Source organism: Tannerella forsythia (assembly GCF_003860135.1).
Classification (GTDB): domain Bacteria; phylum Bacteroidota; class Bacteroidia; order Bacteroidales; family Tannerellaceae; genus Tannerella; species Tannerella forsythia_A.
The window spans coordinates 1-13,247 of sequence record NZ_RQYN01000013.1 but is presented as its reverse complement, the minus strand read 5'-3'; the positions used below and the strand labels follow the sequence as shown (position 1 = coordinate 13,247).

The 13,247-nt window shown below is 49.0% G+C and carries 11 protein-coding genes; all 11 read right to left on the bottom strand.

The window, feature by feature from the left end; all coding sequences use genetic code 11:
* Positions 1–8: 8 nt before the first annotated feature.
* A complete protein-coding gene (locus EII41_RS05065) occupies positions 9–836 on the bottom strand; it encodes a lysophospholipid acyltransferase family protein (protein ID WP_124751007.1) in 828 nt (275 codons plus the stop codon).
* A complete protein-coding gene (locus tag EII41_RS05060) occupies positions 833–1,744 on the bottom strand; it encodes a CDP-alcohol phosphatidyltransferase family protein (protein WP_124789696.1) in 912 nt (303 codons plus the stop codon). Before EII41_RS05060 ends, EII41_RS05065 begins: the two co-directional genes overlap by 4 nt.
* Before the next feature lie 3 nt (positions 1,745–1,747).
* A complete protein-coding gene (locus EII41_RS05055) occupies positions 1,748–2,476 on the bottom strand; it encodes an SDR family NAD(P)-dependent oxidoreductase (RefSeq protein ID WP_124789695.1) in 729 nt (242 codons plus the stop codon).
* A gap of 2 nt (positions 2,477–2,478) precedes the next feature.
* Positions 2,479–3,000, bottom strand: a complete 522-nt coding sequence (locus EII41_RS05050; RefSeq protein WP_124789694.1) for an adenylyltransferase/cytidyltransferase family protein — start codon at positions 2,998–3,000, stop codon at positions 2,479–2,481.
* Between the two features lie 563 nt (positions 3,001–3,563).
* Positions 3,564–4,664: a 4-hydroxythreonine-4-phosphate dehydrogenase PdxA gene (gene pdxA / locus EII41_RS05045; protein WP_124789693.1), complete on the bottom strand. Its 1,101-nt coding sequence runs from the start codon at positions 4,662–4,664 to the stop codon at positions 3,564–3,566.
* A 22-nt stretch (positions 4,665–4,686) separates the two neighbouring features.
* Positions 4,687–5,727 carry a DUF4837 family protein gene (locus EII41_RS05040; RefSeq protein WP_124789692.1) on the bottom strand — a complete coding sequence of 347 codons (1,041 nt, stop codon included), beginning with the start codon at positions 5,725–5,727 and terminating at the stop codon, positions 4,687–4,689.
* An 80-nt stretch (positions 5,728–5,807) separates the two neighbouring features.
* Entirely contained in the window at positions 5,808–6,854 is a 1,047-nt protein-coding gene (gene rlmN / locus EII41_RS05035; protein ID WP_124789691.1) for a 23S rRNA (adenine(2503)-C(2))-methyltransferase RlmN, read from the bottom strand.
* A gap of 153 nt (positions 6,855–7,007) precedes the next feature.
* On the bottom strand, positions 7,008–9,182 hold the full coding sequence (locus tag EII41_RS05030) for a peptidylprolyl isomerase (protein WP_124789690.1): 2,175 nt from the start codon (positions 9,180–9,182) through the stop codon (positions 7,008–7,010).
* Between the two features lie 101 nt (positions 9,183–9,283).
* Complete coding sequence (gene lptC, locus EII41_RS05025; protein ID WP_124789689.1) at positions 9,284–9,904, bottom strand: LPS export ABC transporter periplasmic protein LptC; 621 nt, start codon at positions 9,902–9,904, stop codon at positions 9,284–9,286.
* A 9-nt stretch (positions 9,905–9,913) separates the two neighbouring features.
* A complete protein-coding gene (locus EII41_RS05020) occupies positions 9,914–11,281 on the bottom strand; it encodes a tetratricopeptide repeat protein (protein ID WP_124789688.1) in 1,368 nt (455 codons plus the stop codon).
* 51 nt (positions 11,282–11,332) lie between these two features.
* Positions 11,333–12,571: a hypothetical protein gene (locus tag EII41_RS05015; RefSeq protein WP_124789687.1), complete on the bottom strand. Its 1,239-nt coding sequence runs from the start codon at positions 12,569–12,571 to the stop codon at positions 11,333–11,335.
* Between the last annotated feature and the right edge of the window lie 676 nt (positions 12,572–13,247).

The following is a 13,247-nucleotide window of genomic DNA, read 5'->3' as shown; positions in this document are numbered from 1 at the left end:
ATAGGTGTTTACCCTTTCTGACCGTACGTGGTACGATAGAGAAAATCGGCCAGCGCTTTATCATCGGTATAGCTCCGGATCGTTTCGGGCGCAATCGGTTGCCCGATATGTACGTCGAGCGTTTGGCCCTGTTTGTTGAATGCTTCGGTAGGCACGCGCAGGAGCCTGATTTTCCAACTGATTTGTCCGAGCCAATAGAAGAATTTCGAATTTCGGCAATCGAAGTAGACGGGATACACCGGCACGCCGGCCTTACGTATCAGACGAATGACGCTGTGTGTCCACGGGAGGTCGCGAATCTTTCCTTCTTTGTTGCGGAACGACATGGCGCCGGCCGGGAAGAATCCCATCGGATGACCGTTTTTGATGCGCTCGAGCGAAGCACGCACGCCATTCACATTGGCCGGATTCGTTTCCGTCTGTCCGCCCGTCCTCGGCGTAACGGCAATGAAATTGTCGGCCATCGCTCCGATTTTTTCCAAGATGCCGTTGACCATCACGCAGAAGTCTTTTCGCCGCGAGGCGAAAAGATCGATCAGTACGATTCCGTCGATCGATCCGATGGGGTGATTGGAAACGGTGATAAACGCTCCTTCGGGGAGTGTTTTCAGGCGTTCGGGGTGATGAATCCTGTATTTCACGTCCATCATGGGGTCGGCGAGTATGGCCGAGGTAAATTCGGCTCCACGCAGGTGGCTGTACCGGGCGTGAATCGTATTGACCTTGCCGATGTTGAGCCATTTCATGAGCCGTTTCCCCAAAAAAGCCGCCCATTTTTTTTTGAAAACGGGCGCCAACTGCTGTAAATCGCGTATGTCGAGTACTGTTTTTTTCATGCTTCCTCTTTCAAGATGGCGGCACACATACGCTCGTGTTTGCGGACGGATACGTAAAGTACCGTATTTAAAACGACGATTTCGTATGCAAAATAAACCCATACCAGCCCGCTCCATCGAACACTGAGAAGCATCACAGCGAAGAGCACGAAAGTACGACCGTTGAACGTCATCCAGTCGATGGTTCGTTTCATCAGCCGGCGGCTTTGCCGGCGGAAGCGCAGCCGGATGGATTCGGGGATATCGTCTCCGTAACGGGCATGCAAGGTACGCAGCATGGCCTGCAAAGCGGGAGTCAACCGTTCCTGCACCCAAGTGTATGAGCCGTATAACACATAAAAAAATTTGTTTACGCGTTTCTTGATCTCCTTTCGTTGCGCCTTGACCTGCTCGGTACGCTGAAATTCTTTGCCTTTTTCTTTGCTGACAAAATAGAGATGAAGCGTTTTGTAATAATCGGTGATGCCGGCTTGGAGGAGATGCGACAGTCCGGCCGCGACGGCAGGCACGAAGAACCATGCCGTTCCGTAGAGGTGCGTGAGGCGCAAAGCCAGTGCCACGTAAATAACGGTAAACCAAATATCGCCGGCTATGCCGTCGAGGATACGTCCGATTTCGGATTTGATGCCGGTCAGACGCGCCAATTGTCCGTCTACACAGTCGAGTATGTTGGCAAAGACGAGCAGCAGGATACCGAGCAGCGTATACGTGAGGTTATTCGTAAAATAGAACAACCATCCCGCCCCGGCCCCGACAAAAATAGAAAGAACGGTAATCATATTGGGGGTAATCCCCGTAGGGCAGAGCATGCGGGCTATCCGGAAACCAATGGGACGGTAGAAGTACAAATCGATGATATTCTCCGTCTCGATCGACTTCAGGGATGCTTCATATTCTTTTTCACTCATTTTTCATCGATACGCATAGCCGCCGTCCGCAACGACCACCGAGCCATTCATATAACTGTTTTCAATCAACATACGATAGATTTCCGCCACTTCGTCGGGACGGCAGAAACGCCCCAGCGCCACTTTGGCCTCGATGTTGCGGCGAATTTCGGCCGGTTTGTTCTTTTGCCAGTCGGTATCGACAAAGCCGGGCGCTACGGCATTGACCCGAACGCCATACGGCGCGAGGAATTTGACAAGGTTCTTCGTCAGGGCATGAACGGCCGATTTGGTCACGCCATACGACAACGACGTGGCATGCGGTTCGACCCCCATCAACGAGCCGGTGAACACGACGGCCGCTCCCCGTTCGATACGTCCCACGACGCGCTGAAGCAGGAACACCGGAAAATGCACATTGGCGAAGAATTGCCGTTCCCATTCGGCGAGGTTCATCTCTTCGAACGTGGCGCGATACGTCGTTCCGGCATTCAGCACAACGGCATCGAGTTTCATGCCCGCCTCATTCAGGCGGTTCTCGATACGGTCGATCGATTCCTTTCGCGTGATATCGGCCTGTAACACATCGACCGTCACCGCATGGTCTTTGCGCAACGCGGCTGCGAGGCTCGCGGCTGTTGTTTCGTCCGATGCGTAGGTAAGCAGCAAATCATATCCTGCCTTGGCCAGACATACGGCCACCGCTTTCCCGATGCCTTTTGTCCCGCCTGTTATCAGTGCTTGTTTTGCCATCGTCACTTTGTTTTTTTCGACGCGGCTTTCTTCGGAGCGGTATTCTCGGCCGCTACCGGAGCAACTTCCATCGTTTTTACCGATACGGGTTTGGCCTTGCGCTCGTCTTGCAGATGCTTTTCGTACGAATCGTGAATCGTCTTGCGCAACGAAGACGAGGAAACGCCCGTGCCGTAGGGGAAGTAAAAGACCTGTACGTCGGCATCTTTCAGATAGTCGTATTTCCCGTACCAGTCGTCGCCTACCACAAAAGCGTCGATATTGAGTTTCTTGACAATCTCGGTATGATCGAGGGTATGTTGCGGGATGACGATATCGGGCGTTTTGAGCGCCTCGATAATCTGCATCCGCTCGTTGAACGGAATAATGGGGGGCGCCTTGTATGAAGAAACCAACTCATCGGTACTTACCCCGACAATGAGGATATCGCCCAGACTGCGTGCATAGTTGATCATGCGAAGATGATTGTAATGGAACATATCGAATGTTCCCGATGTATACACAATCGTTTTATTTTTGAACATAATTCCTTTAGCTTACTGGAAGGGCAAAGATACAGCTTTTTTTCAATTTTTACAATTTATACTCCCCTTCGCACGCGAAAGAGAGGCGCATTGGCCTTTTCAAGGAAACGATGCAGCGATTTCGTTGCCGCAATAACGATTTTAATCAATCTGTGTGAAGATTTATCTCCCGCAACTTGATTGTAATCAATCTGCGTAAAGATTTATTCCCCGCATCGATGATTCTAATCAATCTGCGTGAAGATTTATTCCCCGCAACTTGATTGTAATCAATCTGTGTGAAGATTTATTAGCCACAACGCTGTTTGGTTAAAATTCCTGTAGCGATTTATTTCCCACAAATTGAGTGGTTAAAATTCCTTTCGGAATTTATTCGCCGCAAACCGGGTAGTTAAAATTCCTGTAACGATTTATTTCCCACAAATCGAGTGGTTAAAATTCCTTTCGGAATTTATTTGCCGCAACTTGGGTAGTTAAAATTCCTGTAGCGATTGATTCGCCGCAGCGTTGTTTGCGATAAAACCGAACAGGAAGCGTTCGCCCGATTCCACGCGAACGCCTCGTTACGATTCGTCCATATCGTCTTTCGTGAGATCGAGTTTGACGTTATCGTGCCCACCTTTGTCTACGTATTCTTTACGTAGCGGATTGGCCGTCATCTCACGGTAGATTTCGCGGTGGCGAAAGATATCGATCGAAGCATAGATGGCATGGCGGAACGAGGTCTCGGAGGCTTCGTTGCGACCGGCAATGTCGTAGGCTGTTCCATGATCGGGCGAGGTGCGGACAATGGGCAAGCCGGCGGTATAGTTCACGCCGTTGTCCATGGCAAGCGTCTTGAACGGAGCCAGTCCCTGATCGTGATACATGGCCAATACTCCGTCAAAATGTTGATACATCTTCGAACCGAAGAAGCCGTCGGCCGCATAAGGCCCGAACGACATGACACCTTTGTTCTCGGCCTCGTTGATGGCCGGCACGATGATCGTCTCTTCCTCGTGCCCCAGCAAACCGGCTTCGCCGGCGTGCGGATTGAGCGCGAGCACGGCGATGCGCGGACGAACAATGCCGAAGTCCTGCTTGAGCGAAGTGTTGAAAAGTACGAGTTTACGCACAATTGTCTCCTGTGTGAGGCTGTCTTTAATTTCCGTTAGCGGCACATGACCTGTCACCAACGCCACGCGCAGGTTGTCGTTCATCAAGATCATGAGCGATCGGTGTACCCCGTTTTCGCCGAAGCACTCTTCGAGGTATTCCGTATGACCGGGAAAGCGAAAGCCTTCACTCTGTATGTTGTGTTTGTTGATCGGCGCCGTCACGAGCGTGTCGATCGCGCCGCGTTTGAGGTCTTCGACAGCCGCCTCAAGAGATTTGAAGGCTGCCTGACCACCCTCCTCGGTCGATTCGCCGGGGGTGGCCGTCAGTTCGGCCGGCACACAATTGATGATATTCAGCTTTCCTTCTACCGCTTCTTGAGGCTTTTGAATCACCTTAAAACTCAAAGGTTCGATGCCCAACGTTTTCTGATACGCAAGAGCGATTTTGAGCGAGCCGTAAATCACCGGCGTGCAAAGTTCCATCATGCGGTCTTCGGCGAATGTTTTCAGGATCACTTCGTACCCTATGCCGTTGATATCGCCGTGCGTAATACCGACCTTCATCATTTTTCTTCCCGTTTATGCTTTATCATTCGTTTTCTTCTTTTTCACTTATCTCTCCGACCTCATCCAGCGGATTGTCGAATTCGCCCGGCAAACGCAAGGTGTGCAACGAGGCCTCAAGCCGGCGGATATAATTCCGCTTGTCCGTTTCGGGCGCATAGACAAACCCTTCGGCTACCACGATGCGGTTGTTGGCTTCGTCGAGACGTGCGAAGCTGACGAAGGGCCCGCCCATCATGTCGCCTTCCATCTTCCACAAGCCACGCAACACGCCGCAATATTTGCCTTGTATTTTCTTTGCTTCATACGACAGGCCGAAAGGTACCGTCGTCATGTGCGAGTTGGGATATGCTCCGGGAATATTTGCCCCCAGAATCGAATCGCGCATCATTTTCAAATATTCCTGCGAGAACGTGTTGGCATCGGTATACGGAAATGTATATACAACGACATCCATGCGACCGGTATTGGCATTGTTCGATGCCCAGTAGAAGTCGGTCGTATCCTTGTCCGAAACAATATCGGAAGGCACATTGAGCATCACATTGAATTTGCTTTTCACCTTATCCATCACATGAGAGCTGTATGTTTCCTGCATCACTTGCGCCATGCGTGCCATCTCCACACGGGTGAAGTAACCGGTCAGCACCTCTTGATGCAACTTCAGATAGTCGGTCAGCACCGTTTCGTTCGGAGCCGTAAGATAGACGACGGTCTGTCCTGCCGCCCAGCGATTTTTTTCCGTACGCAGCGAGAGTCTCGTATATTTGCCTCCGTCTACGTCGACGATCAAGATATTGCGGACATACGTCATCAGACCACTGAAATCATTCGGTTCAACGTAAGTGATTCGCATGGTCGGTTCAGGCTGCGGAAGCCCTCGTATGGGCTGGCGCAGCTCTTCTTTCAAGACTGTACCCAGCGTATCGTTCCAAACCACAGGTGTGGCGACCACCACCACCTCATACGGCATACCGGTAGCCGTTATAACGGACGGGGTTGAATGGCAGGCGCCGAGTAACGCCAACAGAAGCCCCGCCATAAATGTTAAAATCGGAGTTTTCATCGTATAAAAATTTTTTTGTTCACAAACGTACATAAAAAATTTGATTGTATAACCCGTATGCCCGATAAAATTTTGCTTCTCTACAAGCGTTTATCTTTTTTCTCGTCGTTCAAACGGGCGGTCGACAACATCCCGCAAGCCGCGAAAATATCTTCTCCTCGCGAAGCACGAATCGTACAGACGATGCCTTTCGCGTTGAGGGCATCGCGAAACTGCTCCATCTTGGCCGGCGTACAGCTTTTGAGCGGCACCGAAGGGATGGCATGAAAACGGATCAGGTTCACGCGGCACGGAATACCTTTCAGTAAAGCCGCCAGCGCCTTGACATGTTTGGGTGTGTCGTTCAGCCCTTCGAAGAGGATGTATTCGAACGAGACGCGCCGCTGGTGTGCAAAATCATATTGCCGCAACAGCCCGACCAAATCGGTGAGCGAATAAGCCTTTTCGACCGGCATCAAGGAGAGACGCTCTTCGGGGAAAGGCGAATGCAGACTGACGGCCAGATGACAGGTGCTTTCGTCGAGAAAACGGCGCAGGCCTTTGGGTACCCCGACGGTCGATACCGTGATTCGCTTGGGGCTCCAGCCGTAACCGTACGGTTCGGTCAGTATTTCAAGCACGTTGAACAGCTCGTTCGCGTTGTCGAACGGTTCGCCCATGCCCATAAAGACGACATTCGTGAGCTTGTCTGCTTCGGGAACCGACCGGATCTGATTCAAGATCTCGTTCGCCGTCAAGTTGGCCGAGAATCCCTGCTTACCCGTCATGCAAAACAGGCAGCCCATCTTACATCCTACTTGCGACGAGACACAAAGCGTCGCCCGGTTTTCGGCCGGAATAAAGACCGACTCGACCGCACGTCTCTTGCCGGCGGTAAAGAGGTATTTGACCGTCCCGTCGACCGAACGTACCGATTCCGCAGGTGCTACCGCTCCCACCTCGTAGTGCGTTTCGAGCAACTGCCGTTTCGCCACGGCGATGTTCGTCATCTCCGCGATCGCCCCGACTTGTTTCCGATACAGCCAGTCGGCCATCTGTCCGGCGGCATAAGCCGGCAGACCGACTTCGGCGGCTACCTCGCGCAATTGTGCGAGGGTCATGCCCAACAAACGTTTTTTTACTTCCATTATTTATCTATAAAACGATAAAAAGAAGTGTACAATAACAGGCGAATTGCCGATTTTCTTGCATCTTACCCTTTCTTACACACCTTAAGAGGGTGTGCCAAAACTTTTTGTTTTTGACACACCCTCCCTTTATCATTCATGCCCGATGGGGGCTTATTCGAAACGAATCCGGTTGTCCTTCACCTCGGCTTCTTCCATCAGTTTCTGGATAGCAAAGTAACCGACACGCGGTCCCATGTTTTCTTCCAACGAACGCATCTGCTCCTTTTCGTCGTACGTCACGTTCTCTTTCGTGCGATTATACACCTTGAAGACGTACACGCCATTGTTTCCGGCCATCGGACCGGCCAATTCGTTCTGTGCGGCATACGCTACACCGGCGTTCAGTACGGGTTCCATACCGATACCCGAAATGCGCGGCGTATTCATCGTGATGTATTTCACCGTGTCGATACGCGAACCCATCGCTTGGGCGTAAGCATCGATCGATGTCAGATTTTTGGCCTTCAGTTCATTGACAATCTGCTCGCCTTTCTTCTGCGCCAACAATTCCATACGAATCATCGGAGCTACCGACTGCATCGGCTGATACCCTTCTTCCAGCACGTCGCGAAGTATGGCCACGACGTAAGTCGTTTGGAAACCGTCGGTATTCGACAGTCTCGATTTGCACTCCTTGATATCCGAAACTTCACCTTTCTTTTCGTGCTCGAAAGCCCAACGAACCACCTGACGGGCATCCTGAATACCGCCGAGATGATGTTCTTCGGTCGTCACCGTTACATTCTGAACCAACTCGTAATTGCTCTCCTTCACGGCTTCCGTTATCTTATCGGCGGTGTTGTTTTTCGCCACAAAGCTGTTCAGGTCGTTGAATATCTGGCTGTATGTCTTATTGCTCGGGGCAACGTCCATATACACATAACCAACCTTATATTTCGGTACACTGGCCGTACGTTCCGTAACTTTCATCAGGTGATACCCGTTCTGCGTCTTAACCATCACCGGCTGACTCAGCGGAGCCGAAAAAGCCTCGCGCTGAAACTCGGCGCCGATATTGCTTTGTGCAATGGCAGCCTCGGTAAGCCATCCCAAGTCAGCACCCGTTTCGGCCGCACCGAAGGACGAATACTTCTTGGCCAGTTCGTCCATGTCGGCTCCACCTTTCAGAAGTGTCATCAAGCTGTCGGCCAAACGAGTCAGTTCGTCTGTCACCACACCCTGCGACGCCAGAAAAATATCGCTGATCTTTACGGAATCCGGAGCGGTTTTCTTATCCACGAGTTTATACACGCGATAACTTTCGTCTTTAAATATAGGACCTTCTACAGCGCCGATTTCGGCTGTCGAAACGAAACGTTTCAAATCTTCGTCTCGCATGTCTTTTTCCGACACGAAGAAATCCATGTACGGATTTCTGGAATATCTGGACACGATATGCTCGATGCTGTCGGTCCCCATCAATTGAGTTCTCACATCTTCGATTTCTTTGCTTACCTGCTCGTAATCGTCCTGACTGGGACGAACGTCAACGGCAATATAGTCAACTATTCTCGCTTCTTTTTGCTTATACTGCTCTTTGCGACGGTCATATATCTTCCGGATTTCGGAATCGTTGACTTTCACCGTCGAATCGGGAATGGAAGCGTACGACTGCATGGCATACACGATATCCGAACTTTCGGTTGCTCCTTCATACGCATCTTTCGCATCAAGCGGGTTGGCCACGATAGCTTTAGAGAGCAGATTCGTATATTTCTCCTGCATCCGCTGCATTTTCATGCTCCGTTCCCAGAACAACCAAAAATCGCGCATGCGCAATACTTCCTCACGTTGTGCTTCGGGGACGGCGTCTATGTTTTCAAGCGTTTTGAGCACGCTCAATGCGCGCGTTTTGCTGAACTGCTGCGTCTGAGGGTCGATAAACAAAGGATTCTGTTGAACGATTTGCGGCACATGGTCTCCCTGAATCATGTCGAACAGTTCGTCTGAGGTCACATCGATACCGATTTTATCCAACACGTCTTTCATCACGATTTCGTGTACCATCGAGTTGTATACGCTCTGACGCAACTGTGTAGTCTGATCTTCCGTAAGACTTTGCAGACCATACTGCAGCTTGTATACTTCGGTCATTTCCTCAATACGTTGCTGGTAATCCTGATAATCGACCGGGGTGCCGTCTACCGTCACCACCTGATTTTGTGATTGCCGGAAATACGTGGATCCGGAATTCAAAAAGTCCTCTACAATAAATCCGAGTAAAGCAAGCCCCACCACGATAACAAGAAGCGGAGCATGACCTCTAATTTTTTCTAACGTAGCCATCTAATCTATTTTCTATGTTTTTAATTTATTTATCCTTTATTTAGGGGCACAAAGGTACAAAAAAAAAGAAATGACCCAATTATTTCCTTCTTTTTTTATTTTTACGGCGAAAGCGGCGGTTCCGATTGCGTCGTATCCGCCTTGTTTGTTTCTAAGGGTATCTCTGCCCCGGCCTTGAAAATCCGGTATTGTGTAAGGGTGAGGTTGGATTCGAAGCCCATGCCGGTGTTTACAAAATCGCCTTTGGTAATGCGGATAAAACGATCGGAATAAATTTTCTTTCCTTGATCGTCCCAAAACAAAAGTGCGGTTTCGAACTGTTCGCCTTCAATATTCTTGACCCGCACGTTCCCCGACAGCTTCCAAAGCTCTCTCTCTCTATAATAATAAGCCGTATCGGCATCGACACTCGCCTCGACCTGAAAAAGGGAGTCGAACTTTTCCAGATGTACCTTCTGCGGGAAGAACCAGTACGGCTCCTCCGCTTCGTCGAACATCAGCCATTCTGCAGTTACGACTTTATACCGGGTAATCCCCGAATCGGAGACCATCGTCACGATTTGAGTCGCCTTCATCGTGTACGAGCTGTCCGGATCGAACCCGACATCTACGATTTCTTTCTTCTCGCCGCCGCATGAAACCAGGGCGCATAAAAGAGGCATAGCAATCACTCCGAAGAGGATTGCTATGCGAGATTTCTTGTTTGAGCGCGAATGCGTCATTCCGAGTGTTTATCTTACCGTCGTCTGCTCACCGATCCAGCCTCCGATCATGAAGCTTTGACCTTTATTCAGGTCGGGGTGCATGAACACTTCTTCCGTCGTGGGGAAGTATGAACTGTAAGTGGCGATCAGCGATGCAGCTTCACTGGCTACGGAAGAATCGACCGAGCGAGCCTTCTGGAACTTATCTACGGCAGCATAATACACGCATTTCTTCTTCACCGGATCATCGGGGAAGATGCTGGAAGCCGTCGCAGCATACGCCTTTCCGATCATGATATACGCCTTTCCGTTATTCGGATTAATGCTCAGTGTCTTGTTGCAGTAGTTACGCATCTTCTGATACGACCGCTGTTCAAGTGCAATAGCCGCCAACGTAAAGTATACGTTTTCCTTCATCTCATTGTCGGTTGCCATTTCAGCCGCTTCGGTGAAATAGCGCTCGGCAGCATCATAATCTTTCTTTTTTACGGATTGCTTACCCATACCCCATGCGATCTCCGCTGTTTTTTCCTTCTGATAAGCATACTCGGAAGCAGCAAAATAAGCATCGATTTCCTGACATCCGGCTCTTCTCATGAGCGTAATCGTTTCTTTAAGGAATTCCAGATTATCCTTGTTGGCCTCGATCTGATCAGCATAGATATTTTGCAACGTTTCGCAATCGGCAGCTCCACTGCCCGAAAAACCTTTTTCTACTCCGACTTTCATGGCAGTCAGGTTATCCACCAGCTTCTGGTTGCCGGCAGCCTGAGCAGCCTTGATCTGCGTATCAAAGATCGACGAGCACTTGAGAAAGTCCTGAACAAATTTTGCCTTATGGCCGGCTTCATCTTTCTCCATCATCTTATGCGAAGCAAACATGTACTGCGAAACAGCGAGTTCGTCCGTCTTTTCTTTATATTCATCCAACACCTGTCCCAACCAACCGTAAACCATCGGGATGTCGGCCTTATCCCCCTTGAGGCGCAGATAATCCTGCGTTTTACGGGCAGTAATCCAGTCTTTTCCATACTTACGGTCGTTCCCGAAATATTGGATACGCTTATCGTATACGGCCATCAAGTCGTTAATGAGCGCCTCTCTCTTGGTTGCGTCTTTTTCCTGCTCGATCTGCCAATTCACGATACGAACCCCGTAAAGGTAAATATCTTTGGTCGCAGCCGGACATTCTTCGTACGCAATCTTCCAGGACGGATAAGCATCCTGATAATTGTTTACCTTCGCATAAGGAACAAACAGGCTGATGTTTGTCAGGCAGCGAATGCTGTCTTCGCCCGAACCGTATCTTGTTCCGTTATCCACTCCTTTCTGTGCATGGGCACCTGCTACTGCCGCCCAAAGACCGGCGACAACTAAAATTCCTTTCATTTTCATCTCTATACTGTTTTTTTTATGTTCAACAAATCAAGAAACCACAACTCTCTATCAATCTTGTTTAAATTTAAAGAACCAATATTCGTTAAATGTATAGCTGACCGTAAACCGCAAATACTGCTCATTGATCAGGGCTTTGCTATCCGGAGCAATTTTCACATACTCGAACGAAGCATTGATGAACGAACGATTATCCAACATGGGGAAGCCTACGCCCAATGTCGCTCCATATTCCTTATAACCGCTTCCGTTCACTTTCAGATACGAATTGCTGTAATGCAATCCGGCCCGATAACGGATGCGGTTCAGATACGAACGGGTGAAGTTGTTCGGTATATACTCTCCTCCGAGAGCAACACGGAGACGATCTTTAAAATCGTCATTACGGTTGAAGAACTTTGCACCCGACCATTCCTGATAAGAAACATCGGCAGCCAGTATCATTTTGTAATCTTTGGTATAGGAGAGACCCAAGCCGTACGAATTGGGGATATCGAAACCCTGATTACGCAACGTATCTCCCTGTATCGTCCGTTCGAAATACTCGGAGTTGCTAACCATATCGTAAGCTGTCGTTTTCAGACGGCGTTTCGGCGAATAAACTAATCCGAGCGTCAACCGGTCTGTTTTCGTCAGCGGATGAGTGTATTGCATCCCCAAATCGTATTTCAAATTATGTACAACCACTTTATTCAACCGATATACCGGAACATTCAGATTCGTTGTACTCCGATGGTTTATATTTCCGAACATATAGCTTACGTTCGCTCCCACTGAAAGACGCTTCTTCCATATTTCAACAGACAATCCTCCGTACACTTCGTTTAATCCGCCCGTGCCGGAAAATACATCCGTATAGCCATCTTTACCTTGGCTCGGAGCCATATAATCATATCCGACAGATGAATACGGAAGAATACCAAAACTAACGGCTAAGCGTTTATGTAACCGAAACTGCATGGCAGCATATTCAAAATTTCCGTTCAAATCGTTTTGTTTGCGTAGCCCGTCATCGAGCCATGACATTTGCGCCGTAGCTCCCACATCGAAAAGAAACGTGAGCGAGTCCATGCTCGTGTACGAGGCTGGATTCATCGGGTTAATCTGCTTCGAAGAACGCAATCCGTAGCCTATCCCTCCCATGGAGCGGCCAGCTCCGAACGAGCGGTCGGACAGCATGCCATACCCGTAGCGCGTATAGGGTGAACGCGTGCTGTTTTGCGCAAACAGCGACATACTTAAGCTGACAAGGATGACAAAAATCAGCCCTGATCTACTATTTTTCAACATTATATTAATTATTCGATTTGATCCGATACATATTATATTTGAAGTTGCAAAGATGGAATTTTTCAGGCGTCTTTCAAAATAAAACATGTCTCTACCCGTTAAAAAAACCAAAACAGGAGATTCTTTCCGTTTCAATCCTTCTTTTTTTCGTGGATATACACATGATTTTTTTAATCCCAAATTACGCGATACACGGTTCGGTGTTTACCATTATTTAATGTTAATTGTCACACCGGGTATATGATTCGGCGGGTACCATGCATAACCATTGACAATTAACCATTAACAATTGGAATATGTCAGGCTTACAGCCCTCCGCCGAGATGCAATGACTTTTTCCCCAACGCTTCGCATTGGGCTGAATTAAGATGCCCTTTCAGGGCTTTTACAGCAATCAGCGGTCAGCCGGCCAATAACTCAACAATCAAACAACTCAACGAATCAACAAATAAACATCTCAACATTTCAACGTCCGCAGGGCATACAAGGGCTGAAGGCCTGAATGAAATTCATTATGATTTGTTCTATTGCGGAATCCGGGTTTAATCGTATCATCAAGACAGAAACGAAGGATGAAACAAGGTCGTAATCCATGGATTTCCGGCTCTATGTTGATTTGAGTGGGTAATGGAAATTCCTTCCTCCGTTTATGTAGTATACCATATCCATAAAGTTA